At 64.2% G+C, this 25,824-nt stretch carries 24 protein-coding genes; 7 read left to right on the top strand and 17 right to left on the bottom strand.

The features are described from left to right. Both rlmM and Q0799_RS13525 read left to right on the top strand, forming a co-directional pair. Positions 1-594 (top strand): 23S rRNA (cytidine(2498)-2'-O)-methyltransferase RlmM (gene rlmM / locus Q0799_RS13530; RefSeq protein ID WP_298399247.1); only part of this gene is annotated, 594 nt, incomplete at its 5' end. A gap of 69 nt (positions 595-663) precedes the next feature. Further along, entirely contained in the window at positions 664-1,935 is a 1,272-nt protein-coding gene (locus Q0799_RS13525; protein WP_298399244.1) for a DEAD/DEAH box helicase, read from the top strand. A gap of 3 nt (positions 1,936-1,938) precedes the next feature. Here Q0799_RS13525 and Q0799_RS13520 read toward each other — a convergent pair whose 3' ends face one another. From Q0799_RS13520 to Q0799_RS13490, 7 genes are read right to left on the bottom strand one after another with little or no spacing between them, the layout of a single operon-like run. Then, a complete protein-coding gene (locus Q0799_RS13520) occupies positions 1,939-2,550 on the bottom strand; it encodes a DUF2238 domain-containing protein (protein WP_298399242.1) in 612 nt (203 codons plus the stop codon). A gap of 3 nt (positions 2,551-2,553) precedes the next feature. Beyond that, entirely contained in the window at positions 2,554-4,368 is a 1,815-nt protein-coding gene (recQ, locus tag Q0799_RS13515) for a DNA helicase RecQ (RefSeq protein WP_298399240.1), read from the bottom strand. Then, positions 4,365-5,099, bottom strand: a complete 735-nt coding sequence (locus Q0799_RS13510) for a UDP-2,3-diacylglucosamine diphosphatase (RefSeq protein ID WP_298399237.1) — start codon at positions 5,097-5,099, stop codon at positions 4,365-4,367. Before Q0799_RS13510 ends, recQ begins: the two co-directional genes overlap by 4 nt. After that, complete coding sequence (locus Q0799_RS13505; protein ID WP_298399234.1) at positions 5,096-5,587, bottom strand: peptidylprolyl isomerase; 492 nt, start codon at positions 5,585-5,587, stop codon at positions 5,096-5,098. The genes Q0799_RS13510 and Q0799_RS13505 overlap by 4 nt, the downstream gene beginning before the upstream one ends. Positions 5,588-5,596: 9 nt before the next feature. Continuing rightward, positions 5,597-6,157 (bottom strand): peptidylprolyl isomerase, encoded by a 561-nt coding sequence (locus Q0799_RS13500; protein ID WP_298399232.1) that lies wholly within the window; start codon positions 6,155-6,157, stop codon positions 5,597-5,599. 2 nt (positions 6,158-6,159) lie between these two features. Continuing rightward, complete coding sequence (locus tag Q0799_RS13495) at positions 6,160-7,461, bottom strand: L,D-transpeptidase family protein (RefSeq protein ID WP_298399230.1); 1,302 nt, start codon at positions 7,459-7,461, stop codon at positions 6,160-6,162. Continuing rightward, entirely contained in the window at positions 7,461-8,525 is a 1,065-nt protein-coding gene (locus Q0799_RS13490) for a tetratricopeptide repeat protein (RefSeq protein WP_298399228.1), read from the bottom strand. Before Q0799_RS13490 ends, Q0799_RS13495 begins: the two co-directional genes overlap by 1 nt. Before the next feature lie 103 nt (positions 8,526-8,628). On the opposite strand from Q0799_RS13490, the gene cysS reads away from it, so the two are divergent. Further along, on the top strand, positions 8,629-9,999 hold the full coding sequence (gene cysS / locus Q0799_RS13485; RefSeq protein WP_298399226.1) for a cysteine--tRNA ligase: 1,371 nt from the start codon (positions 8,629-8,631) through the stop codon (positions 9,997-9,999). A gap of 66 nt (positions 10,000-10,065) precedes the next feature. Here cysS and Q0799_RS13480 read toward each other — a convergent pair whose 3' ends face one another. The 4 genes from Q0799_RS13480 to grpE all read right to left on the bottom strand — a co-directional run bounded on the left by Q0799_RS13480 (position 10,066) and on the right by grpE (position 15,099). Beyond that, a complete protein-coding gene (locus tag Q0799_RS13480; protein WP_298399224.1) occupies positions 10,066-11,208 on the bottom strand; it encodes an ABC transporter substrate-binding protein in 1,143 nt (380 codons plus the stop codon). A 107-nt stretch (positions 11,209-11,315) separates the two neighbouring features. Beyond that, positions 11,316-12,449: a molecular chaperone DnaJ gene (dnaJ, locus tag Q0799_RS13475; RefSeq protein WP_298399222.1), complete on the bottom strand. Its 1,134-nt coding sequence runs from the start codon at positions 12,447-12,449 to the stop codon at positions 11,316-11,318. A 97-nt stretch (positions 12,450-12,546) separates the two neighbouring features. Then, the gene (gene dnaK / locus Q0799_RS13470) at positions 12,547-14,484 is read right to left on the bottom strand and encodes a molecular chaperone DnaK (protein ID WP_298399219.1); all 1,938 of its coding nucleotides are present in this window, start codon (positions 14,482-14,484) and stop codon (positions 12,547-12,549) included. A gap of 69 nt (positions 14,485-14,553) precedes the next feature. Then, positions 14,554-15,099 (bottom strand): nucleotide exchange factor GrpE, encoded by a 546-nt coding sequence (gene grpE, locus Q0799_RS13465; protein WP_298399217.1) that lies wholly within the window; start codon positions 15,097-15,099, stop codon positions 14,554-14,556. A 152-nt stretch (positions 15,100-15,251) separates the two neighbouring features. On the opposite strand from grpE, the gene Q0799_RS13460 reads away from it, so the two are divergent. Continuing rightward, entirely contained in the window at positions 15,252-16,601 is a 1,350-nt protein-coding gene (locus tag Q0799_RS13460) for a protein kinase (RefSeq protein ID WP_298399214.1), read from the top strand. 41 nt (positions 16,602-16,642) lie between these two features. Here Q0799_RS13460 and Q0799_RS13455 read toward each other — a convergent pair whose 3' ends face one another. The 4 genes from Q0799_RS13455 to hrcA are packed head-to-tail and all read right to left on the bottom strand — an operon-like array spanning position 16,643 to position 21,557. Next, positions 16,643-18,262 (bottom strand): methyl-accepting chemotaxis protein, encoded by a 1,620-nt coding sequence (locus tag Q0799_RS13455; protein WP_298399212.1) that lies wholly within the window; start codon positions 18,260-18,262, stop codon positions 16,643-16,645. A gap of 39 nt (positions 18,263-18,301) precedes the next feature. After that, a complete protein-coding gene (locus Q0799_RS13450; protein ID WP_298399210.1) occupies positions 18,302-19,369 on the bottom strand; it encodes a VCBS repeat-containing protein in 1,068 nt (355 codons plus the stop codon). A 56-nt stretch (positions 19,370-19,425) separates the two neighbouring features. Continuing rightward, on the bottom strand, positions 19,426-20,529 hold the full coding sequence (hemH, locus tag Q0799_RS13445; RefSeq protein WP_298399207.1) for a ferrochelatase: 1,104 nt from the start codon (positions 20,527-20,529) through the stop codon (positions 19,426-19,428). Beyond that, positions 20,529-21,557: a heat-inducible transcriptional repressor HrcA gene (gene hrcA, locus Q0799_RS13440; RefSeq protein WP_298399204.1), complete on the bottom strand. Its 1,029-nt coding sequence runs from the start codon at positions 21,555-21,557 to the stop codon at positions 20,529-20,531. Before hrcA ends, hemH begins: the two co-directional genes overlap by 1 nt. 48 nt (positions 21,558-21,605) lie before the next feature. Between hrcA and Q0799_RS13435 the strand changes: the two genes are divergently transcribed. Both Q0799_RS13435 and recN read left to right on the top strand, forming a co-directional pair. Beyond that, on the top strand, positions 21,606-22,520 hold the full coding sequence (locus Q0799_RS13435) for an NAD kinase (RefSeq protein ID WP_298399201.1): 915 nt from the start codon (positions 21,606-21,608) through the stop codon (positions 22,518-22,520). Positions 22,521-22,522: 2 nt separating this feature from the next. Next, positions 22,523-24,181: a DNA repair protein RecN gene (gene recN, locus Q0799_RS13430; RefSeq protein WP_298399199.1), complete on the top strand. Its 1,659-nt coding sequence runs from the start codon at positions 22,523-22,525 to the stop codon at positions 24,179-24,181. Here the strand turns inward: recN and Q0799_RS13425 are convergent. Then, complete coding sequence (locus tag Q0799_RS13425) at positions 24,178-24,777, bottom strand: TMEM165/GDT1 family protein (RefSeq protein ID WP_298399197.1); 600 nt, start codon at positions 24,775-24,777, stop codon at positions 24,178-24,180. The two genes, recN and Q0799_RS13425, sit on opposite strands and share 4 nt — an antisense overlap. A gap of 6 nt (positions 24,778-24,783) precedes the next feature. Next, positions 24,784-25,242 (bottom strand): ferric iron uptake transcriptional regulator, encoded by a 459-nt coding sequence (gene fur, locus Q0799_RS13420; RefSeq protein WP_298399195.1) that lies wholly within the window; start codon positions 25,240-25,242, stop codon positions 24,784-24,786. A gap of 96 nt (positions 25,243-25,338) precedes the next feature. On the opposite strand from fur, the gene Q0799_RS13415 reads away from it, so the two are divergent. Beyond that, positions 25,339-25,821, top strand: a complete 483-nt coding sequence (locus Q0799_RS13415; protein WP_298399192.1) for an outer membrane protein assembly factor BamE — start codon at positions 25,339-25,341, stop codon at positions 25,819-25,821. Positions 25,822-25,824: the final 3 nt, after the last annotated feature.

Raw genomic sequence — 25,824 nt, 5'->3', positions numbered from 1 at the left:
GCCTGGCTGGCCGCCGCCATGCCGCAGCACAGCTCGCCGTGGCCGATGGGCATCCCGCGTCTGCGCATGCCCGGGGGCGCACCGAGCCGGTCCACGCTGAAGCTCGCCGAAGCCTTCATGACCCTGCTCAACGAAGCTGAGCGCGAGGCCACCCTGCGCGCAGGCCTGCGCGCCGTCGACCTGGGCGCCGCGCCCGGTGGCTGGACCTGGCAGCTGGCCACCCGTGGCATGCACGTGATCGCCGTAGACAATGGCCCGCTGGCCGATTCCGTGCTCGCCACCGGGATGGTCGAGCATCTGCGCGCCGACGGTTTCACCTGGCGCCCGCAGCGTACCGTGGAGTGGATGGTGTGCGACATGGTCGACCAGCCTTCGCGGATCGCCTCGCTGGTTGCCGAATGGGTGGCCACCGGACGCTGCCGGCGCGCCATCTTCAACCTGAAGCTGCCGATGAAGCGCCGCCTCGACGCCGTCGAGCAATGCCGCACGCTGATCCGCAAGCGTCTGGCCAGCGTCGGCAGCTACGACCTGCGCATCAAGCATCTCTACCACGACCGCGAAGAGGTCACCGCCTATCTCGCCCTGCACAAGTAAGCGCCTGATGGGGGAGTGTATAATCGCGCCTTTCCAACGCGTCCGCCCAGCGGAACCAGAAAGGCGCCCATGAGCTTCGCCGAACTCGGCCTCATACCCGAACTGCAGAAGGCCGTAGCCGATGCCGGCTACACCGAACCCACCCCCATCCAGCGTCAGGCCATTCCCATCGTCATCGCCGGCCACGACGTCATGGGGGGCGCACAGACCGGTACCGGCAAGACCGCCGGCTTCACCCTGCCGGTGCTCCACCTCCTGGCCGCCGAGCACGTCCATCCGCGTGCCGCCGGACGGCCGCGCTGCCTCATCCTCACCCCGACGCGCGAACTCGCTGCGCAGGTCGAAGAGTCGGTGCAGACCTACGGCAAGCACCTGCCGCTGACCTCGATGGTGATGTTCGGCGGGGTCGGCATCAACCCGCAGATCGCCGCACTGAAGAAGCGCGTCGACATCCTCGTCGCCACCCCGGGGCGCCTGCTCGACCATGTCGGCCAGAAGACCCTCGATCTCTCGGGCGTCGAGATCCTCGTCCTCGACGAGGCCGACCGCATGCTCGACATGGGCTTCATCCGCGACATCCGCAAGATCATCGCGCTGCTGCCCAAGCAACGACAGAACCTGCTGTTCTCGGCGACCTTCTCGCCGGAAATCCGCGAACTCGCCGCCGGCCTGCTCAACCAGCCGGTGTCGGTCGATGTCGCGCCGCGCAACACGGCGGCCGAGACGGTCACCCAGAAGGTCATCGAGACCGACCGCGAACGCAAGAAGGAACTGCTCTGCCACCTGTTCCAGACGCACGGCTGGCACCAGGTGCTGGTCTTCGCCCGGACCAAGCACGGCGCCGATGCGCTGGCACGGACGCTGGACAAGGCCGGCATCAAGGCGGCGGCGATCCACGGTGACAAGTCGCAGGGCGCGCGTACCCGCGTCCTTTCCGAGTTCAAGGAAGGCAAGCTGGTTGCGCTGGTGGCCACCGACATCGCGGCGCGCGGCATCGACATCGACGCGCTGCCCTACGTGATCAATTACGAGCTGCCCAACGTGCCCGAGGACTACGTCCACCGCATCGGCCGCACCGGCCGTGCCGGCATGGTCGGCGAGGCGATCTCGCTGGTCTGCCACGACGAGCGGGCCCAGCTCAAGGACATCGAGAAGCTGATCAAACGCAATCTCGAACGCGTCGTCATCGAGGGTTTCGAGCAATCGGCGCATGCCGCACCGCGGCCGCCGCAAGCACCGCGCGGGCCGCGCAAGCCTCAGCCGGGCCGTGCACCGGCGGCAAAAACGGCACAAAAGCCGGGTGGGCCGCAGAAACATCGCAGTGGCAGCCGCCACCGCTGAGTTTCAACGCAAACGGGCCAGTTGCCGGTCGTGCCAGCGGGATAGCACGGCCAGCGCGGTGCTGGCGCCGAGCAGCGCCATGAACATGTCCGACTGGGTATCCCATTCGTCGCCCTGGGTGCCCAGGAACTCGTCGGCCCCCTGGCCCATGAACAGCGCCGCCGCCCATTCGATCAGTTCGTAGCAGGCGCTGATCGCCAGCGCCACGCAGACGCAGAGGAAGGCGGTCATCTTCGCTCCGCGCACCCAGTCGCCGCGCAGCAGGATCTCGCGGGCGACCAGCGCCGGGACGAAGCCCTGCAGGAAGTGGCCGATCTTGTCGTAGGGATTGCGCATGGTGCCGAGCAGGTCCTGCAACCAGAAGCCCAGCGGCACCCGGGCGTAGGTGTAGGCGCCGCCGCCGATCAGGACCAGCGCGTGGATGGCGATCAGCACGTAGAGTAGTGCGGTCAGCGGGTAGCTGCGCCGGGTCGCATAGAGCAGGGGGAGCGCGATCAGCACCGGTGCCACTTCCATCAACCAGGTGATGCGGTCGTAGGGGGCGACGCCGGAGGCGATCAGGGCACCGACGACGATGGCGGCGAGTCCGGCGTTGATGCGGTCCTGAGCGTGCATGCTTCAGCCCTCCTGGCGGATCAGTTGCAGCAGTTCCTCGCCGTAATGCTCGATCTTGGCGCTGCCCATGCCGGTGATGCCGGCGAGCAGGCCGTGGCTGACCGGGCGGCATTCGGCGAGTTCGCGCAGGGTCTTGTCGTGCAGGATGACGTAGGCCGGCACGCCCTGTTCGCGGGCGGTGTCGGCGCGCCACTGGCGCAGACGCTGGAACAGCGCGGCGTCGGCCGGTGCCAGGTCGACCAGCGGGGCGCGGCTGGTCTTGCTCGGTGCGCTGCGTTTCTTGGTTGGCCGGCGCAGTTGCACCGTGCGCTGCCCCTTGAGCACTTCGCGTGCTGCTTCGGTCAGTTGCAGGGCGCCGTGCTCGGTCATGTCGACATGGACCAGACCGGCAGCGGCGAGCTGGCGGAAGACGCTCTTCCATTCGCGTTCGTCGAGTTCGCCGCCGACGCCGAAGGTGGGCAGCTGGTCGTGGCCCCACTGGCGCATCTTGTCGCTGGCCTTGCCGCGCAGCACGTCGATCAGGTGGCTGACGCCAAAGCGCATGCCGGTGCGGTAGATCGCCGACAGCGCCTTCTGCGCCGCCTGGGTGCCGTCCCACAGTTCCGGCGGTTCGGCGCAGACGTCGCAGTTGCCGCAGGGCTGGCGTTCCTCGCCGAAATAATTGAGCAGTACCTGGCGCCGGCAGCGCGGCGCCTCGCAGTAAGCGAGCAGGGCGGTCAGGCGTTGCGATTCGAGGATTTTCTGGCCTTCGCCGGCGCCCGATTCGGCGATGCGCGCATGCTGCAGGGCGACGTCCTGCATGCCGTAGGCCATCCAGGCTTCCGACGGCTCGCCGTCGCGGCCGGCGCGGCCGGTTTCCTGGTAGTAGGCCTCGATGCTCTTCGGCAGATCGAGGTGGGCGACGAAGCGCACGTCGGGCTTGTCGATGCCCATGCCGAAGGCAATCGTCGCGCACATGATCAGGCCGTCCTCGCGCAGGAAGCGGCGCTGGTTGGCGGCGCGCTCGTCGGCCGGCAGGCCGGCGTGGTAGGGCAGCGCCGGGTAGCCTTGAGTCGACAGCCAGGCAGCGGTTTCCTCGACCTTCTTGCGCGACAGGCAATAGACGATGCCGGCCTGGCCTTGGCGCCCGCCGAGGAAAGCGAGCAGTTGCTGGCGCGCGTTGTCCTTCTCGACGACGGTGTAGCGGATGTTCGGGCGGTCGAAACTCGACAGGAAGACGCGCGCTTCGCCCAGGCCGAGGCGCTGAAGCATTTCGTTCTGCGTCGCCCGGTCGGCGGTGGCGGTGAGCGCGATGCGCGGCACCCGCGGGTAGCGTTCGTGCAGCGCCGACAGTTGCAGATATTCCGGGCGGAAATCGTGCCCCCATTGCGATACGCAGTGCGCCTCGTCGATGGCGAACAGGGCGAGCTTGCCGGCTTCGTAGAGGGCATCGAACATGGCCAGCGTGCGGTCGAGCATCAGCCGTTCGGGAGCGATGTAGACGAGGTCGAGCTGGCCGGCGAAGATCGCCTGTTCGACCGCCTGCGCTTCACGTCGGTCGAGCGTCGAGTTGAGCACGGCGGCACGCACGCCGAGCTGGGTCAGTGCGTCGACCTGATCCTGCATCAGCGCGATCAGCGGCGAGACGACGATGGCGCAACCCGGGCGCAGCAGCGCCGGAATCTGGTAGCAGAGGCTCTTGCCGCCGCCGGTCGGCATCAGCACCAGGGCGTCGCCGCCCCCGGCAACGTGGGCAATGATTTCGGCCTGCTCGCCGCGGAAGGCGGGGTAGCCGAAAACATCGCGCAGGATGTCGAGGGCGCTGCCGTTCTGCTTCATTGGGCGACCGGGCGCAGGATTTCGCGGTGTAGGGCTTCGCCGTCCCAGGCCAGGCATTCGCCGCGGTCCTCGTGCCAGTCGGCGAGCACCCAGCGTTCGACGTGGATGCCGTCGACGATGTGGTCGTGGGTAGCCGGCTGGTGCGTGTGGCCGTGGATGAAGGTGGCGTAGCCGTGGGTCCGCAGGAAATCCTCGGTCGCTGCCGGTTGCAGGTCGGTGTAGGGATTTTCCTTGGCGCGCTGGCTGGTTTCGGAGACTTCGCGCATGTGCGCGGCGATTGCCCGCCGTTCGCTCAGCGGCTTGGCCAGCAGGGCCGCCTGCCAGGCCGGGTCGCGGACCTGTGCACGGAAGGCCATGTAGTCGGTGTCGTCGAGGCAGAGCGCGTCGCCGTGGGCGAGCACGAACTGCCATTCGGCGGTGGACAGGATGTAGGGGTCGGCGATCATGCGGACGCCGGCGCGCGCGGCAAAGCCCTGGCCGAGCAGGAAGTCGCGGTTGCCATGCATGACGCTGATGGCCAGGCCGGCATCGCTGGCGGCACGCAAGGCAGCGACGATGGGCGCGTGGTAGGGGTCGTCGATGTCATCGTCGCCGATCCAGGCTTCGAAGAGGTCGCCGAGGATGTAGAGCTGCTCGGCCTGGCGGGCGCGGCCGGCAAGAAAGTCGAGGAACAAACAAGTCGCCCCGGGTGACCGGGGCGACAGGTGCAGGTCGGAAATGAAAAGGATCAAACCACTTCCGCTTTTTCGATGATCACGTCTTCCTTCGGCACATCCTGGTGGAAACCCTTGTTGCCGGTGGCGACGGCACGGATCTTGTCGACCACGTCCATGCCCTCGACGACCTGGCCGAAGACGCAGTAGCCCCAGCCCTGGCCGGACGGTGCCCGGAAATCGAGGAAGTCGTTATCGACGACGTTGATGAAGAATTGGGCGGTGGCCGAGTGCGGGTCGTTGGTACGCGCCATGGCGATGCTGCCGCGGACGTTCTTCAGGCCGTTGGCGGCTTCGTTCTCGATCGGGTCGCGGGTTTCCTTCTGGTTCATGCCCGGCTCCATGCCGCCGCCCTGGATCATGAAGTTCTTGATCACGCGGTGGAAGATGGTGTTGTCGTAATGGCCGGATTCGACGTAGGCAATGAAGTTCTCGACGGTCTTCGGCGCCTTTTCGGCGTCGAGTTCGAGGGTGATGACGCCGTGGTTGGTGGTGAGCTTGATCATGGGGAGTCCTTATTTTTCGGAAATGATTCTGACGTTCTGGATGACGACCGGCGTGCGCGGCACGTCGCCGTGCATGCCGACATTGGCGGTCGGCACCTTGGCGATCTTGTCGACCACGTCCATGCCTTCGGTGACCTTGCCGAAGACGGCGTAGCCCCAGCCGTCGCGGCTCGGATAATCGAGCGGCAGGTTGTCGTTGTGGTTGATGAAGAATTGGGCGGTCGCCGAATGCGGGTCCATGGTGCGGGCCATGGCGATGGTGCCACGACGGTTTTTCAGGCCGTTCTTTGCCTCGTTCTCGATCGGCTCGCGGGTCGATTTCTTGTTCATGCTGGCGTCGAAACCACCGCCCTGGATCATGAAACCGGGAATGACACGGTGGAAGACGGTGCCGTTGTAAAAGCCGTCACGTGCGTATTGCAGGAAGTTGGCCGCGCTTTTCGGGGCCTTCTCGGCGTCCAGTTCGACGACGATGCGACCCATGCTGGTTTGCAGTTCCAGGGTTGGGGCGGCCCAGGCGGATGCACTCGACAGCGTCAGTGCGGCGATGATGCCGATCAGTTTTTTCATGCTCAGGCTGCTCCTTCGTAGATGATTTTCCACTGGCCGCCTTCGCGCTGCCAGTACTGGCGTTTTTTCATCCGGTTGTTGAGATTGTTGCTGCGGTAATCCTGGTCGAAGGTCACGACCACGACCTCTTCCTTGCCCGGATTGCGGAATACCGACAGGTTTTTCAGTTCCAGCTTGATCCACTCCTTGGCGGCATTGACCTGCTGTTTTTGTGCGGAGAACTGGGCGTAATCCTGGCCACCGGCCTTGAACTCCCGGGAGTAGTGGGACAGGTAGCGCTTCATGTCACGACTTTCCCAGTCGGCACGCCAGCTCTCGATGCTGCGGTTGAGTTCGTCGCGTTCTCGGGCCCAGTCGTCGAGCGACAGCCAATCGACGCTGTTGCTGATGATGACCGGCGTCAGCCCGACCTGCAGATTTGCCCGGATGGCTTCCAGGTCCTGGTTGGTCAGCACCACGCAGCCGTCTGAGGCCAGCGGGGGGCGAGCGAAGGTGTCGGACGGCGTGCCGTGCAACCAGATGCCGCTGCCGCCACGCCCCTGGCGCCGGTCCCATTCGTTCGGGTAATTGATCGGGAAGGCACCGTTGCCGTAAAGGTCGGGCAGCTTTTGCCGGGAGAGGTCGGCGGTGACGTGATAGACGCCGATCGGGGTCTTCTTGTCGCCCTCGACAAACTTGTCGGCGCCGAGCTTGCCCTGAGTGACGTAGTAATCGGCAACGAAACGCGGCCGGCCGCTGCTCAGGTCGTTCTCGTAAATGTAAAGCCGCGAGCGTTCGGTATCGACGACCACTGCGTAGCGTTGATCCGGGCGCATCTGCAGGAGATAGCGCGGAACGTAGTCGGCGGGCGGCTTCTCCCGGTAGGCCTGCAGGCGCTTCAAGGCCTCCGCGCGCAGGTCGTTGACCTGCTCGGCAGGCAGTCCGTTGAGGCCGCCGAAGTCCTGGAGCGGACGCGCTCTGGCCAGCAGCAGGTCGCCCTTGATCAGGTGAGCCAGGCGGTAGTTGGGATATTGCTGGAGCAGGGACTCGGTCAACTGCAGTGCGTTGCCCAGATTGCGTCCCTCGATCTCCCGGAAAATCCGGGCCAGTTGCGATTCCGGTCCGGCGTCACCAAGCGTGGGCGGAAGGCCGGTGGGCTCGGCCCCCGTGTCGGCACGCACCGGCCACACCGGCAGTTCGCCGGCATGGCTGGCGGGTGCAGCCGCAGCAGTATCGGGTTCTTCCTCGCCCTGGAAAAAAAACACCATCGCAACAACGACTGCCAGCCCCAGAAGGGCGGGCAGGACCAGCTTCAACTTCTGCATCAGCGAGCGTTTTCTTCCTTGATCAACCACTTGCCACCGGTGCGGACAAAGACCAGGGTCTTGTTGCTGGAGCTATTCAGGCCGGGGGCCTTGTAGTGCTGGCGGAAACGTGCGGTGGCGCGATCGCCGTCGATGGTGATGCGCGGTTCGTCGTAGGTGACGGAGATGCTGCCCGGGCGATCGCCGATGCGCTGCTGGCGTTCCGCTTCCCAGGCCTTGCGGCCGCCCTTGCCCGAGGTGAAATCACTGGTGTAGGCCGCGAAATAGCCCTTCATGTCCTTGCGCGACCAGGCACGCGCCCAGGCGGCAATGGCCTTGGCCACATCGTCGCGGGCGCTGTCCTGAACAGGTGCCGGCTGGGCCGGTGCCGGACGCGGTTCGCTAGCCACCGGTGCCGGGCTGGAAGCGGCCGGCGTCGTCGCGACGACAGTCGCCGTCGGCGCAGGGGCGGCCGGCTTCGGCTGCGGGGCAATGGCGGCGGCAACCGGTGCCGGTGACGGCACGGGAGCCGGCGGGCGAACATTGCCCTTGCCGGAGGTGCTGATCAGGTCGCGGATCAGGGCCAGCTTGTTCTGCGTCGTGGCATTGGCGCCGTCAAGTTGCAATGCCTTGTCGTAGGCCTGGCTGGCCAGCTTGGCGTAGACGTCGCCAAGGTTTTCGTAGGCGATGGCGTAGGAAGGATGGGTGCGGATGGCCATTTCCAGCGCCGTGCGGGCCTTGTCGTACTGCTTCTGCTGGGCGTAGAGCACGGCCAGATTGTTGTAGGGTTCGGGCAGTTCCGGGTAATCCTCGGACAACTTGGTGAACACGCCGATCGCGTCGGCCGGGCGGTTCATCTCCGTCAGGATCAGTCCCTTGAGGAAGCGGCCCTGAGCGTCCTTGGGGCGGCTGCTCAGATATTGATCGACCTTTTCCAGTGCCTGGGCATGCTGACCTTGGCGGATCAGGCGCTGGATATCAGGCAGGTTATCGGCAAAAACCGGGGCGGCAAAGCCGATGGAGAGACCGAAGGCCAGGGCGCGAAGTGCCCGGAAGCGAGGCTGGAACAAGGATTTGGTGGTCATCGCCGTGCTATAATTTCCGAGGTTTTCAATCGCCCAATTCTATCAAAGAAGCGCGCGATGCCATAGGTTTCAAAGGTATCCCGATACTTCTTTTCATTCCGTCATGCTAAAGATATTCAACTCACTCAAGCGCGAGAAGCAGATTTTCGAACCGATCGAGGCCAAAAAGGTTCGCATGTATGTCTGTGGGATGACGGTTTATGACTATTGTCATCTCGGGCATGCACGGGTGATGGTGGTTTTCGACATGGTCTATCGCTGGTTGAAGGCGTCCGGCTACGATGTCACCTATGTCCGCAACATTACCGACATCGACGACAAGATCATCAAGCGGGCGCTCGAAAACGGCGAAACCATCCAGCAGCTGACCGATCGCTTCATCGCCTACATGCATGAAGACGCCGATGCGCTGGGCGTGCTCCGGCCCGATCATGAACCGCGGGCGACCGAATTCGTGCCGCAGATGCAGGAAATCATCCGCGAGCTTGAGCGCAAGGGCCTAGCCTACCAGGCGGCAGACGGCGACGTCAATTACGCGGTGCGCAAGTTCCCCGGCTACGGCAAGCTTTCGGGCAAGTCGCTCGACGACCTGCGCGCCGGCGAGCGGGTCGAGGTCGATAACGCCAAGCAGGATCCGCTCGATTTCGTGCTCTGGAAACATGCCAAGCCGGGTGAACCGGCCTGGGAATCGCCCTGGGGCGACGGTCGGCCGGGGTGGCACATCGAGTGCTCGGCGATGAGTTCGTCGCTGCTCGGCAAGCACTTCGACATCCATGGCGGCGGCCAGGATCTGCAATTCCCGCACCACGAGAACGAGATCGCCCAGTCCGAGGGCGCCAACTGCTGCAGCTACGTCAATTACTGGATGCACAACGGCTTCGTGCGGGTCGACAACGAGAAGATGTCGAAATCGCTGGGCAATTTCTTCACCATCCGCACCGTGCTCGAGAATTACGACGCAGAAGTCGTCCGTTTCTTCATCCTGCGTGCGCACTACCGCAGTCCGCTGAACTACTCCGACGCCCATCTCGACGACGCCAAGCGTTCGCTCGACAGCCTCTACTTCACGTTGCGTGACGTGCCGCCCAAGCCGGTCGAGATCGACTGGACGCAAGGGTATGCCGCCCGCTTCGCGGCGGCGCTGAACGAGGATTTCGATTCGCACGGGGCGATTGCCGTACTGTTCGAACTGGCCGCCGAGGCCAATCGCCAGAAATCGGGCGACTTGTCCGGCTTGCTCAAGGCGCTCGGTGGCGTCATCGGTCTGCTCGAGCGCGAGCCCCTGGCTTACCTGCGCGCCGGCCCCGCGGCCGGCGGGCTGGATGAAGCAGCGATCGAGGCGCTGATCGCGCAGCGTGCAGAAGCCAAAAAAGCGCGTGATTTCGCGACTGCCGACCGGGTTCGCGACGAGCTCAAGGCGGCCGGCATCGTTCTCGACGACAGTCCGCAAGGCACGACTTGGCGCCGGGCCTGAGCATCCCCCGCCCGAAATGAAAACGGCCCGCACTGGCGGGCCGTTTTCATTGATATCGCCAGGGTTTCAGCGCAGGACTTTGCCGCCCGGGCCGATCACGGTCAATTCGACAAACCGCGAGCCGTGACGCGCCGTCCCCGAATAGTTGATGCGGTAACCGCCGAGATCGGCGCCGCTCATCGATTCCAGGGCGGTGATCAGCTTGTCGCGCGACAGGTCGCGGCCGGCACGACGCAGGCCTTCGACCATGGTGCGTGCGGTCAGGTAGGCTTCCAGGCCGTAATAGGAGAAGTTGCCGCCCTTGGATCCGAGTTTCTGGTAATCGCGGACGACCGGCACGATGTCGTTCCAGGGGTAGGGGACAACCTGGGAAATGCCGATGCCGCGGGCTTCGGGGCCCAGTTCCTGGACCAGTTGCTCGGTACCGACCGGCGACAGGGTCATGAACATCGGATTCTGCCCGGCGCGCTTCATCGCCCGGACGAAGGCTGCGGTCGGTTTATAGAGCGTGACCATGACCACTGCCTGGGGGTTGCTCTTGGCGATCGACTGGACCGCAGCATTGACGTTGAGCGAATTACGCTCGACGGTACCGACCGCCGAGGGGGTCAGGTTGTGTTTTTTCAGCGCGGCGGTGACGCCGTCGAGGCCGGCCTTGCCGAAGCCATCGTTCTGGTAGAAGACAGCGATGCTGCGCAGGCCGATCGAAACCATCTGGTTGACGATGGCTTCGGTTTCATCGGCATAGCTGGCGCGGACGTGGAACATGTAGCGCGAGTTCGGATTGGCCGAGATCGGCTGGCGCAGCGTGTCGGCGCCGGAAATGGTCCCGACCAGCGGCACCTTGGCCGGCCCGAAAACCGTGTTCATGGCCTCGGTGGTCGGGCTTGAGCCGTAGAAGGAGAGCAGCGCGAAGGCGTTCTTCTCGGTGATCAGGCTGCGCGTGTTGGCAACCGTGCGTTCCGTTTCATAGCCGTCGTCGAGCGCCACCAACTGCAGCTTGCGGCCGTTGATGCCGCCGGACCTGTTGAGTTGCTCGAAATAGGACTGGATGGTTTGCTGCATGTCTTCGCCGTAGGCGCCGTTGGGCCCGGAGAAGGGGGCGGACATGCCGATGGTGATGCTGGTATCGGTCAGCCCGGGGTCTGCCCAGCTAACCGTGGAAAGCGCCATGGCACAAGCCGCGGCAATTTGCTTGAAAACCTTCATGCTGTAGCCTCTCTCCCTGGAACCTGCTGCGATTCTAGCAGTGGAAAGGCTGGGCGGGACAATCGTGGCGACACAATGTGCCACGATTGTCCCTCGACGAAAGCCGGTTACTCGCCAAAGAACTCCCGCACTTTGTCCATCCACGACTTGGCGCGGGGATTGTGCTTATGGTCGGAGTCCTTGCTCGATTCTTCCAGTTCGCGCAGCAGTTCCTTCTGGCGGTCGGTCAGGTTGACCGGCGTTTCGACGACGACATGGCAGAGCAGGTCGCCGTGCGTATGGCTGCGAACCCCCTTGATGCCCTTGCCGCGCAAGCGGAAGACCCGGCCGGACTGGGTTTCCGGGGGGATCTTGATGGCCGCGGCGCCGTCCAGTGTCGGGATTTCGATCTCGCCGCCGAGGGCGGCGGTGGTGAACGAGATCGGCATCTCGCAGTGCAGGTCATTGTGATCGCGCTGGAATACCGGGTGCTGCTTGAGATGGATCTGTACGTAGAGGTCGCCCGGCGGGCCGCCGTTGACGCCGTGCTCACCTTCGCCGGCGAGCCGGATGCGATCGCCCTCATCCACGCCGGCCGGGATTTTCACCGCCAGCGTCTTGTGCTGCTTGATGCGACCGGCGCCGCTGCAGTTCTTGCACGGGTCGGCAATGAAGCGACCGGTGCCGTGGCACTTGTGGCAGGTCTGCTGGATCGAGAAGAAGCCTTGTTGCAGGCGGACCTGGCCGGAGCCGCCACAGGTCGGGCAGGTTTTCGGCTGGGTACCGGCCTTGGCGCCCGAGCCGTGGCAAACGTCGCATTCCTCCATGGTCGGGATGCGGATCTTGGTCTCGGTGCCGTGCGCGGCCTGTTCAAGCGTGATTTCCAGGTTGTAACGCAGATCGGCACCGCGGTAGATGTTGGAACGTCCGCCGCCACCGCCGCTGCGGCCACCGAAGATTTCGTCGAAGATGCCGCCGAAGGCGTCGGCAAAACCGGCACCGCCGCCACCGCCGAAGCCGCCCATGCCGGCCTGCGGGTCGACGCCGGCATGGCCGTACTGGTCGTAGGCAGCACGCTTCTGACCATCCGACAGGATCTCGTAGGCTTCCTTGGCTTCCTTGAATTTTTCCTCGGCCGCCGGGTTGTCCGGATTGCGGTCGGGGTGGTACTTCATGGCCAGCTTGCGGTAGGCCTTCTTGATTTCGTCGTCCGAGGCGTCGCGGTTGACACCGAGGATTTCGTAAAAATCGCGTTTAGACATGACTGGTTCCCGTCAGTTACTGCACAAAGGCCGGATCAAGCGGCGCCTGCGCGTCCGCTTCGATCCGGCCACTTGAAACGGCGCGCAGGCGTCCGTTTTAAGCCTTCTTGTCCTTGTTCACTTCCGTGAATTCGGCATCGACGACATCGCCTTCGACGGTCTTTTCCTTCGGCTGTTCGCCACCGGCGGCACCGGCGGCGCCGGCTTCGGCCTGTTGTTGGGCGTACATCTTTTCACCCAGCTTCTGGGCCGCGGCCGACAGGGCCTCGGTCTTGGCGGTGATGACGTCCTTGTCGCCGTCGCGCAGCACGTCTTCGACGTCCTTGATCGCGGCTTCGATGGCTTCCTTCTCGGTCGCATCCAGCTTGTCGCCGTATTCGGTCAGCGACTTCTTGACCATGTGCACCATGCCGTCGGCCTGGTTGCGGGCGTCGGCCAGTTCGTGCGCCTTCTTGTCCTCTTCGGCGTGCAGCTCGGCGTCCTTGACCATGCGTTGAATTTCTTCTTCGCTCAGGCCGGAGTTGGCCTTGATGGTGATCTTGTTTTCCTTGCCGGTGGCCTTGTCCTTGGCGGTGACGTGCATGATGCCGTTGGCGTCGATGTCGAAGATGACCTCGATCTGCGGCGTGCCGCGCGGGGCAGGCGGGATGCCTTCCAGGTTGAACTGGCCGAGGCTCTTGTTGCCGGACGCCACTTCGCGTTCACCCTGGAGCACGTGGATGGTCACGGCGGCCTGGTTGTCGTCGGCGGTCGAGAAGACTTGCGAGGCCTTGGTCGGGATCGTGGTGTTCTTCTGGATCAGCTTGGTCATGATGCCGCCCAGGGTTTCGATGCCGAGCGACAGCGGGGTCACGTCGAGCAGCAGCACGTCCTTGACTTCGCCCTGCAGCACGCCGCCCTGGATGGCGGCGCCGACGGCGACGGCTTCATCCGGGTTGACGTCCTTGCGCGGCTCGCGGCCGAACACTTCCTTGACCTTCTCTTGGACCTTGGGCATGCGCGACTGACCACCGACCAGGATCACGTCGTCGATGTCGCCGATCTTGCAGCCGGCGTCCTTGAGCGCGGTCAGGCAGGGGGCGACGGTGCGCTCGATCAGTTCGTCGACCAGCGACTCAAACTTGGCGCGGGTGATCTTCAGTGCCAGGTGCTTCGGACCGGAAGCATCGGCAGTGATATAGGGCAGGTTGACTTCGGTCTGCTGGCTCGAGGACAGCTCGATCTTGGCCTTCTCGGCGGCTTCCTTGAGGCGTTGCAGGGCCAGCACGTCCTTCTTCAGGTCGACGCCGGATTCCTTCTTGAACTCGTCGATGATGTAGTCGATCAGGCGCTGGTCGAAGTCTTCGCCGCCGAGGAAGGTGTCGCCGTTGGTGGCCAGCACTTCGAACTGCTTTTCGCCATCGACGTCGGCGATCTCGATGATGGAGATGTCGAAGGTGCCGCCGCCGAGGTCATAGACAGCGATCTTCTTGTCCTTGCCGGACACTTTGTCCATGCCGAAGGCCAGTGCGGCAGCGGTCGGCTCGTTGATGATGCGCTTGACTTCCAGACCGGCGATGCGGCCGGCGTCCTTGGTTGCCTGGCGCTGGCTGTCGTTGAAGTAGGCCGGCACGGTGATGACCGCTTCGGTGACTTCCTCGCCGAGGTAGTCTTCGGCGGTCTTCTTCATCTTGCGCAGCACTTCGGCGGAAACCTGCGGCGGCGCGATCTTCTTGTCGCGGGCTTCGACCCAGGCGTCACCGTTGTCGGCCTTGACGATCTTGAACGGCATCAGCGCGATGTCCTTCTGCACTTCCTTCTCTTCGAAGCGGCGGCCGATCAGGCGTTTGACGGCGTACAGCGTGTTCTTCGGGTTGGTCACGGCCTGGCGCTTGGCCGGGGCGCCGACCAGGATCTCGCCGTCGTCGGTGTAGCCGATGATCGACGGCGTGGTGCGAGCGCCTTCCGCGTTTTCGATGACCTTGGGGGTGCCGCCTTCCATGATGGCGACGCAGCTGTTGGTGGTGCCGAGGTCGATACCGATGATCTTGCCCATGATGTTCTTTCCTGAAAGTGAATTACCGATGTTCGTGAATTGGGGGCGGCGCCCCGGATTTCAAGTGGATTATTTGCCCTTGGCGACCATGACCAGCGCCGGACGCAGCACGCGGTCGGCGATCAGGTAGCCCTTCTGCAAGACGGTGACGACGGTGTTGGCTTCCTGGTCGGAATCGACCATGCCGATCGCCTGGTGCTTGTGCGGATCGAACTTCTCGCCGGCCGGATTGACCTCGATCAGCGCATTCTTTTCAAAGGCGGCAACCAGTTGCTTGAGCGTCAGCTCGACGCCGGACTGGAAGCTTTCGACGGTCTGTTCCGGCACGGCCAGCGCGGCCTCCAGGCTGTCCTTGACGGCCAGCAGTTCGCCGGCAAACTTCTCGACGGCAAACTTGTGCGCCTTGCTGATGTCTTCCTGGGCGCGGCGGCGGATGTTCTCGCCTTCGGCCTTGGCGCGCAGCCAGGCATCGTGGGTTTCGGCGACCTTGAGTTCGAGGTTGCGGATCTGTTCTTCGATGCTGGGCAGGGTGTCGGTATGCGATTCCTGCGGCGCTGCTGCGGCATCAACTTCGATGTCGGGCTGGTTTTCCTGCGGGGTTTCCGGATTGGACATGCACATTTCTCCAAAAAGACTGTCGAAGCAGTTGGGGATCGTTCGCCGGTTTTCAAGAGGCTTTCGGGAACTTTTTGATCACACTTGTTTACAGTGCTGCTGCCGCGCCCGTGCTAGCATCCGGGCAGCAGGGCATCTTCAGATCGTCGGCCATGGAAACGATAGGCAAATACCGCGTAATTCGAGAGTTGGGCAAGGGCGCGACCGCCACGGTCTACCTTTGCGACGACCCGGACGAGGGGCGCCAGGTGGCCGTCAAGGTCATCCGCTTCGGCCAGGATTGCGCCGCCATGTCGCGGCGCATGCGCAAGCTGTTCCAGAATGAAGGCATGGTCTCGAAGCGGCTCGATCATCCGAACATCGTGCGCGTCTACGATGCCGTGGTCGAGGACGATTTTGCCTATCTGGCGATGGAATATGTCGACGGTTTCAGCCTCGAACAGCACTGCCGGATCGACAAGCTGCTGCCCATGCACCGGGTCATCGGCATCATCTTCAAGTGCTGCATGGCGCTTGACGCCGCCTACCGGCAGGGCATCATCCATCGCGACATCAAGCCGGCGAACATCATGGTTGCGGCCAACGACGAAGCCAAGATCGCCGACTTCGGCCTGGCCCTGAACATGAACAAGGACATGGACCGCGACTCGACCTTCATCATGGGGGTCGGCTCGCCCGCCTACATGTCGCCCGAGCAGATCAAGGCCTATCCGCTCAATCAGAAGACCGATCTCTACTCGCTGGGCGTGGTGCTGTTCCAGTTGCTCACCGGGCGGCTGCCGTTCCGTGCCAACAACCAGGCGACGCTGGTGTACAAGATCGTCAATACCGATGCGCCGGCGGTCACCTCGCTGAATCCGAACCTGCCCGAAGGGCTCAACGCCATCCTGCGCAAGGCGCTGGAAAAGGACCTCTACAGCCGCTACCGCAACGGGGCGGAAATGGCCAAGGATCTTTCCGCCGTTCGCTACCAGATGCTCGAAGAGGACCAGACCGAGCAGGACAACCGTCGCTTCGAGCAGTTGCGGCGGCTGCAGTTCTTCACCGAGTTCGAAAACATCGAACTGTGGGAGGTGCTGCGGGTTTCGGTTTGGCGCGAAATTGCGCCGAATGTCGCGCTGATCCGCGAGGGCAGCAACAACAAGCTGTTCGGGATCATCATTTCCGGTTGCGTCGAAATCTCGATCGCCGGCAAGGCGCTGTGCCGTCTGTCAGCCGGCGAACCGGTCGGCGAGGTGGCCTTCCTGCATCCGTCGAGCGATCTGCGTCATGCCACGGTGGTCTCGCTCGAGCCGACGCTGTTCCTCGAAATCAATGCAGCCGCGCTGGCTCTGTCGTCCGAGGAACTGGTCGAGCGCATGCGCAACGCCCTGCTGGCGAAGATGATCGAGCGCATGCGCGAGGTCAACAAGATCGCCGCCAGTCTGGGGCAGGCGGCGCTGGCGCCAGAGAAAAGCTCCCAGTACGGCAGCGGTTTCAGCCTCGAACTGGCACCCGATTGATTCATCCCGGCAGGCCGAAGGCGCTGCCGGGATCCTGAAACTCAGACCTTGAAACGGCCGACCAGGTTGGCCAGGCCATCGGCCAGGCGCTTGAGATCGTGCGCGGCACCGGCCGTCTGCTCGACGGCGCCGGTATTGCTGCGCGCCATGCCGGCAATCGCCTCGATACTCGTCTCGACATCGCCGGAGAAGCGTCGTTGCTGCTCGGTGGCGGCAGCGATGGCGTCGAGCCCCTGACCGACTTCGCTGACCGAGCCGTTGGTCGCCTGCAGGACGCTGGAAACCGAGGCGACGGCGGCCTGGCTGCTTTCCAGATGGTGCATGCCGGCCTCGATGCTGCGGCGGACGGCCACCGACTGGGCGCTCAGGCTGGCGGTGATGGTGTCGATCTCGCTGGCCGAGCGCGACGATTTTTCGGCCAGCTTGCGGACTTCGTCGGCAACCACGGCGAAGCCGCGGCCCTGTTCGCCGGCGCGGGCTGCCTCGATGGCGGCGTTGAGCGCCAGCAGGTTGGTCTGCTCGGCGATGTCCTTGACCTCGCGGGTCATCATCGTGATCGATTCGGTGTTGCGCACGAAGTTGTTCACCGAGTCGGCCATTTCCTTGACGGCGCTTTCGACGACATTCATTTCGCCGAGCAGGGTCTGCAGGTTGCGGCTGCCTTCGTTGGCCCGGGCCAGGCTTTCCTGCGATTGGTGCTGAACATGTTCGGCGCTCTGGGCGATCGACGAGATGCTGGAGACCAGTTGTTCGACCGCAGTCGCCGCATCGTTGGACTTCTCGTTTTGCAGGTGCGAGCTCTGGGAAACCCGGTCGGCACTGTCGGACAGCGCGGCAACCCGGGCCGAAACCTGGGCGGCGGCATCGCGGACCTGGCTGACCAGTTGCTGGAAGTTGCCCATCATTTCGTTGAATACCTGGGCCGACTGACCGACCTCGTCCCGTCCCTTGACCGGCAGGCGACGGGTCAGGTCGCCTTCGCCGCGGGCGATGTCGCGCAGGCCGCTGCGCAGGTGGTCGAGCGGTACGGTGACGAAATGGTGGGTCAGGAAGTAGATGATCAGCAGCAGTGCGCCGAGGGCGCCGAGGGCGGCGCCGGCAATCTTCAGGCGGAAGCTGGCGACTTCGGCCTCAACCGAGTCGAGCGAGACCTTCATGCTGACCAGACCGAGAACGGTGCCTTCCGGAGCCTGGTGGCAAACGATGCAGTCCTTGCCGAGGTAGTTGGACGAGGCGTTGGTCGGGTTGATCACCCGCAGGAAGGAACTGCCGCCCTCGTGTTCGACGGCGATGTAAGGCTTGCCTTCGCGCATCACCTTCTGCTCCTGCGCGTCGAGTTCGCGGTTGCTCTTGGTGTCCGGGCCGTACAGCTTGATCACGGCTTCGCTGCGGGCAACGTGCAGGTCCTTGATGATCGACAGCTGCTTGATCTGGTCGAGGAAGACCTCGCGCTGATCGACGGTGCCGGTGATCATCATGCCGGTGAGGCCGGCCATGGTCATTTCGTGAATGCTCTGCGAGAAATCCTTGGCCTGGTTGATCGCGGTATCGCGATTGACGTTGGTCATCCAGACGATGGCTCCGGCCCAGATCAGTGCGAGGACAACCCAGATGGCAGCAGTCAGGCGAACCCAGATTTTCAAGTCGGCAAAGCGCGGCATTTTTATCAACCCTTGTTGTGACGACTTGGTCAGTTTGTCTCAGACGGCCAAGTCTATTTGTTGGATTGTGCCAGCAGCGCCATTCTCATGCAAAAAAATTCCTGAAGTGCGAATTTGTCCAAAAAGCGTATTCGTGTTTCCCTTGAGGTCAAATGGCGTCGCCACGCGCGCCAGCGCGATCGCGCCAACGCCGCTTTCGCTCAAGGATTTCAACTCGCCCGAACCATTTTCATCGGGTTGCCACAGGCTAAGCTTCTGCCAAGCCTTGTCGTTCTCGTCGATCCAGCCGTTACCGTCGTCGTCGAGTTGCGCCAGTTCGGCAAAGCCGTCACCGGAATTCGGGCCAAACATTTCATTGCCGTTGTTGATCTTGCCATCGCCATTGCGATCGAAGACCAGGTAGGCGCTGCCACTGGCCAGGCGGGAAATCTGCTCCTCCTTGCCATCGCTGTCGAGGTCGAAGGAGAAGCGTTGATCCAGCAGGCTGGCGGCGTTGCCCGAGAAGTTGAGAACCAGGGGGTCGACCTTGCGCGCCGCATCACCCAGTCGCAGGCTGATCGAACTTTCCTCGTGATAGGCGCGCGACATCATCAGGGTGATGTCAAAGCGGATTTCCTTGCCGTCGGCGGTCTTGACGGTGCCGCTGGCGGTGAAGCTGGTGGCTTCAACCTCGGTATAGGATTCGTGATAGTCGTATTCGATGCCGAAACCGGCCGGGGCGTTCGCATTCTGGCCGCCGGCGTTGCCCGGCGGGGCCGGAACATCGACCGGACGGGAACGATCCGCGAGTTCGCGCGCGTCGAAGATGCGGGTCGACTTGCCGGTCAGTGCCTCGAGCATCAGGCGCATCAGCAGCATGCGCGGATCTTCGTCGATGCGGTCCTCGATTTCCTTGTCGATACTGTCGGCCGCTGACGCCGCCGCTGCCGCCTTGCCGGCCTCGGAAATCACCACCAGGGGGCGGGCAGGTGCATCACCCGCCGCGCCCCGGCCTTCGAAATCGGGGCGCTGGGGGCCAACCCAGGCACGCAGCGACTCGCTGACCTCGTGACGCTGCATGCTGCTGTGCGATGAGGCCAATTGCAGTTCGGCACTGGCGATTTTCATGTTGGCCTCCCGGCAATGTGATCAGACACATTGTTAACGGCAGGCGCGGCGGGAAATTAAGTTGCGGCCCCGAATTTTCTGGCTTCGTCCAGGCTTCTGGCGAGCGCTTGCGGATTGTCTTCTGCCTTCGTCTCCCAGCCGCCAAGGTGGCGCTCGACGAGGTCGCCGAGCGCGGCAATCCAGTCCGGGGCCTCGTTGAGTGCCGGAATGTAGTGGTATTCCTTGCCGCCGGCAGCAAGGAAATCGTCGCGGCCTTCCTGGGCGATTTCTTCGAGCGTCTCCAGACAGTCGGCGGAGAAGCCGGGACAGATCACGTCAACCCGACGGACGCCGGCCTGACCCCAGGCGTGCAGGGTTGGCGCGGTGTAGGGCTGCAGCCATTCGGCCTTGCCGAAGCGGGACTGGAAGCAGATCTGGTACTGGTCGTCGCGCAGGCCAAGCCGTTCGGCGAGCAGTCGGCCGGTCTTGTGGCATTCGCAGAAGTAGGGGTCGCCAAGGTCGAGGCTGCGTCTCGGCAGGCCGTGGAAGCTCATGAGCAGCCGGTCGCCGTCGGCCAGTGGACCGACCTGCTGCCAGTGGCGACGGACGCTGACTTCGAGTGCCGCCAGGTAGCCGGCGTCGTCGTGGTAGTTGCGCAGGAAACGCATCTCCGGTTGGTTGCGCGTCTGCAGCAGCCAGCGAGCGGCTTCGTCGACGACGGTGGCGGTGGTGCTGGCGGCGTACTGCGGGTACATCGGCACGATCAGGATGCGCCGGTGGCCGGCGGCTTTGAGGCGGTCGAGTACGGCGCCGACCGAGGGCTGGCCGTAACGCATCGCCCAGGTGACCTCGACCCGGTGGCCGCGCTCGCCGAGCAGTCCCTTGAGCAGCTTGGCCTGGCGTTCGGTATGTACGCGCAGCGGCGAACCTTCGTCGGTCCACACGGAGGCGTACTTGGCGGCGGATTTCTTGGGCCGGATATTGAGGATGATGCCGTTCAGGATCAGCCACCACAGCGCCTTGGGGATTTCGACGACACGCGGGTCGGAGAGGAACTGCTTGAGATAGCGGCGCAGCGCCGGCGCGGTCGGCGCCTCGGGCGTGCCGAGGTTGACCAGGATGACGGCGGTGCCGGCGGGCGTGCCGTGGCGGTACGGCGGTTCGGGCTGGAAGCGGGGCATCAGTTGTCGTTCTTGCCGGAAAGGGCGGAGGTGAGCAGGCGGGCGGTGATGTCGACGATGGGGATGACACGCTCGTAGGCCATCCGGGTCGGGCCGATGACGCCGACCGAGCCGACCACCTGGCCGTCCACGCTGTAGGGGGCGGCGATGACGCTGCATTCGTCGAGCGTGGCGATGCCGGATTCGCCGCCGATGAAGATGCGCACGCCTTCGGCGCGGTTGGAGATATCGAGCAGGCGCATCAGGCTGGAGCGTTGTTCGAAGAGGTCGAACAACTGGCGCAGGCGTTTCATGTTCGACGACAGTTCCTCGACGTCGAGCAGGTTCTTTTCGCCGCTGATCACGTAGGGTTGGGCATTTTCGGCCAGGGCCGCATCGCCGGCCTCGAGCGCCAGCGACATCAGCGGCTTGATGTCCTCACGCAGTTGCTGGATTTCGTGCGCCAGGCGCTGGCGGATCTGCTCGAAATCGAGGCCAGCGAAGTTCTGGTTCAGGTAATTCGCCGCGGCGACCAGTTCCGACGGGCTGTAAGACTTGTCACTGGTCAGGATGCGGTTCTGGACATCGCCGTCGGTGGTGACGATGATCAGCAGGATGCGCTTTTCGGACAGGCTGAGGAATTCGATCTGGCGGATGCGGTTGGCGGCACGACGCGGAGCGATGACGACACCGGCGAAGTGGGTCAGGTTGGACAGCAACTGCGAGGCGTTGGCGATCACCTGGTTGGCCGGCAGGCCGTGCAGGGCTTCTTCCATCGCGCCCATCTGGCGGGCTTCGAGCGGCTGCACGGTGAGCAGGCTGTCGACGAACAGGCGGTAACCGCGCGCTGTCGGCACCCGTCCGGCCGAGGTGTGCGGGCTGGCGACGAAGCCGGCCTCCTCGAGGTCGGCCATGACGTTGCGGATCGTCGCCGGCGACAGGTCGAGGCCGGAAAATTTCGACAAGGCGCGCGAGCCGACCGGTTGCCCGTCGGCAATGTAGTGTTCGACCAGGGCCTTGAGCAGGGTGCGCGAGCGATCATCAAGCATGGCGTGGATTCTACCCAAAAGCGGCGGCGGCACGGCAAGCCGTTTTTTATGCAAGAATTCGCACCCATGAACCGCCTGCGCCAACCCCGAACCATCGCCCTCGTCGGCAAGTACCACAGCCCGGAAATCGCCGAATCGTTGCGGCGTCTGGCCGAGTACCTGCACGAGCGCGGCGTCTCGGTCTTCGTCGAGCGCGAGACCGCCGAACATATCGGCAAGCTGGTCGACCTGTCGCGCTGGGTCACCTGCGGCTTCAACGACATCGGCGCCCATGCCGACGCGGCCATCGTGCTTGGCGGCGACGGCACCATGCTCAACGCGGCGCGCCGGTTGGCCCGCTATTGCGTGCCGCTGGTCGGGGTCAACCAGGGGCGGCTCGGCTTCATGACCGACATCGCCCGCCAGGACATGCTCAGTTGCATGGACGACCTGCTCGACGGCCGTTTCCTGCGCGAGAACCGCATGCTGCTGGCGGCCGAAGTGATCCGCGACGGCAAGGAGTTGGCGACCAACATGGCGCTCAACGATGTCGTCATCGACAAGGGTGCAATCGGCCGGATGATCGAATTCGAATTGTTCATCGACGGCGAGTTCATCTACAACCTGCGTTCCGACGGCCTGATCGTGTCGACGCCGACCGGTTCGACCGCCTATTCGCTGTCGGCCGGCGGCCCGATCCTGCATCCGACGCTGACCGGCATCGCGCTGGTGCCGCTGTGTCCGCACGCGCTGACCAACCGCCCGGTGATCGTCAATGACAACGCCGACATCGAACTGCGCGTCACTCACGCCGACGACCCGCGGGTGCACTTCGACGGTCAGCTGACGCTCGACCTGCAGACCGGCGACAGCGTCCGTCTGCGCCGTTCCGAACACACCATCTGTTTCCTGCATCCACCGGGTTACAGCTACTTCGCCATGCTGCGGCAAAAGCTGCAGTGGAGCGAGCGGCCCAAGGGATAAGCATGCTCCGCCACCTGACTCTGCGCGACTTTGTCATCGTCGACCGCCTCGAACTCGAATTTTCCGCCGGTTTCGGCACGCTGACCGGGGAGACCGGCGCCGGCAAATCGATCCTCATCGACGCCCTGGCCCTGGCGCTTGGCGAGCGTGGCGACGCCGGCGTCGTCCGTGCGGGCTGCGACAAGGCCGAGATCGCCGCCACCTTCGACGTTGCCGCCTTGCCCGAAGTCGCTGCCTGGCTCGACGAAAACGGACTCGATGCCGGCGACGAACTGCTGCTGCGCCGGGTGGTCGATGCCAACGGCCGCTCGCGTGCCTGGATCAACGGCTCGTCGGCGACCGTCCAGCAGTTGCGCGAAGTCGGCGAGTGGCTGGTCGATATTCACGGTCAGCACGCCCACCAGTCGCTGTTACGCGCCGATGCGCAGCGCCAGTTGCTCGACGGCCACGCCGGTCTGGGCGAATTGGTACGCGAGGTCGGCGGTGCCTGGAAGTCCTGGCGCGATGCGGAACAGGCCTGGCGGATGGCGAGCGAAGGGGCGGCGGCACTGTTGCGCGAGCGCGAGCAACTGGAATGGCAGGTCGGCGAACTGGCAGCGCTGGCTTTCACCGCCGACGAGTGGGCCGAGCTCGACCTCGAGCATCGCCGCCTCGGCCATGCGGCCAGCCTGATCGAGGGGGCCCAGTACGCACTCGGCGTGCTCGCCGAAGACGACGCCGCCTGCGAGCGCCAGATCGACCGCGTCGCCACCCGGTTGGCCGGGTTGGCCGATTATGATCCGGCACTGGCCGAGGTCGCCGGGCTGCTCGGTTCGGTTCAGGCCGAGTTGGCGGACGCCGTGTCGACGTTGCGCCGCTATGCCGACCGCGCCGATCTCGATCCGTCGCGGCTGGCCGAAGTCGAAGCGCGGATGGACGCAGTCATGGCCCAGGCGCGCAAGCACCGGGTGCCGCCGGTCGAGTTGCCGGCGCTGCTTGCTGGCTGGCAGGCGCGACTGGCCGAACTGTCGGCGGCGGCCGATCTCGAAGGGCTGCAGGCGCGTGTCGATGCGCTGCGCAGTGCCTATCTGGAAGTTGCCGGGCGTTTGTCGGCAGGACGGCGCCAGGCCGCCGAAGAGATGGGCGCCCGGGTTAGCGAGATCATGCGCCAGCTGGCGCTGTCTTCCGGCCGTTTCGAGGTGGCGTTGCTGCCGCTCGATAACGGTGCGGTTTACGGCCTCGAACAGGTTGAGTTCAGGATCGGCGGCCTCGCCGGCAACGAAGCCAGGCCGCTGGCCAAGGTCGCTTCCGGCGGCGAACTCTCGCGCATCAGCCTGGCCATCCAGGTGCTGACCTCGCGTTCGGCCAGCGTGCCGACGCTGATTTTCGACGAGGTCGATGTCGGTATCGGCGGCGGTGTTGCCGAAATCGTCGGTCGCCTGCTGCGCGAACTCGGCCGCGAACGCCAGGTGCTGTGCGTCACCCACCTGGCGCAGGTGGCGGCGCAGGCCGACTGGCAGTGGCAGGTGAGCAAGGCGGGTCGCGACGGCGTCGTGCTGTCGGCGATCAAGGCGCTCGACGACGACGGCCGGGTCCGGGAAATCGCGCGCATGCTGGGCGGCGTCGAAATCACCGACATCACCCTGCAGCACGCCCGCGAGCTGTTGCGCCTGGACGCTTAGGCGAACACCTTGGTGGCCGCGAAAGCGGCCAGCAACAGGAAGAAGACGCCGCTGACGCGGTGAATCCAGACCAGCGGCAGACGATTGAGCAGGCGGCGGCCGGCGATGATGCCGAGCAGCGAGGTGGTGGCCAGCGCCAGCGTGGCGCCGGTCCAGATGGCGGCGGCGCTGCCGGTGCTGCCCAGGCCGGCGACGGCAATCTGCGTCTTGTCGCCGAATTCGGCCAGGAAAATCAGCAGGAAGGTGGTGGCGAAGATGCCGTGCCCCGGTTTTTCCTCGATTTCCTCGTCGTCTTCCTCTTCCCGGTAGCGCAGGGCGCTGATGCCGAAGGCGGCGAACAGCACGGCAACGGCCAGCGCCACCAGCCAGCCCGGCAGCCAGGCAGCAACGGCGGCGCCGAACAGCACGGCGAGCAGGTTGAGTATGGCAAAGGCGGCGATGGCGCCGAGGGCGACCGGCAGTCCGCGGTGGCGCGAGGCCAGGGTCATACAGACGAGCTGGCTCTTGTCGCCGAATTCGGCCAGGCCGATGACCAGGAAAGTCGTGCCGACCGACGACAGCCAGGCGCCGCTGCCCGGCGGAATTGCATCAATCATCAGTGATTATCGGTGGTCGGCGGTGTTGCTGGCGGGGACCTGGGTGCGGTGCGGGCAGGCTTCCTTGGTGCAGTGCGCGTAGAGGTAGAGCGCGTGATCCTGGATCTTGAAGCCGCGTTCCTCTGCGATCATGTTCTGCCGGCGCTCGATTTCCGGATCGTAGAATTCCTCGACCTTGCCGCAGTCGATGCAGACCAGGTGATCGTGGTGCTTGCCGCGGTTGATTTCGAACACCGCTTTGCCGGATTCGAAGAAGTGGCGCTCCAGCAGACCGGCCTGTTCGAACTGGGTCAGCACGCGATAGACGGTAGCCAGGCCGATGTCCATGTTTTCGGCGAGCAGCATGCGGTAGACATCCTCTGCCGTCATGTGACGCATCGTGCCCTTTTCGAACAGCTCAAGAATCTTCAGGCGTGGAAAGGTGGCTTTCAGGCCGATGCTCTTGAGGCTCTGCGGGTCGCTCATCGTAGGGATTCCTGTTCTTTTTGCGAGGCTGGGAGTGTGAGGATTTCGGGTATGATATACCGCTTCACAGTCGATACGAAACTTCCGGAAATCCGCATGCGCCGTTCCCGCTCCCTGTTGCTTGTCGCCGCCTGCGCGCTGCTGACAGCCTGCTCATACAAGCCGAGTTTCATCAACGAGTACAAGATCGATGTCCAGCAGGGCAATGTGCTGACCCAGGACATGGTGGCGCAATTGAAGCCCGGGCAGAGCCGGGAGCAGGTGCGCTTCATTCTCGGTACGCCCTTGATCACCGATATTTTTCATCGGGACCGCTGGGATTACGTCTATCGCTTCCGCGAAGGGCGTAGCGGTCAGGTTCAGTCGCGCAAGTTTTCCGTGTTTTTCGACGGCAACGGCCAGCTTGAGCGCGTTTCCGGCGATGTCGAGCTGGCTTCGGTCGAAGAGCTGACGATGCCGGCGTCGAAAATGCGCTTGGTCGATCTCGGCTCGATCGGTGAGGATGGCGCCGCGCAACCCTTGCCGCCGCCCGAAGAGCCGGGTTTCGTCCGGCGCATGTTGAACCGTATTGGATTGTAAGCA

This window comes from uncultured Azonexus sp. (assembly GCF_937982035.1).
In the GTDB taxonomy this organism is placed as follows: Bacteria; Pseudomonadota; Gammaproteobacteria; order Burkholderiales; family Rhodocyclaceae; genus Azonexus.
This window is presented reverse-complemented; position numbering and strand designations above follow the sequence as displayed.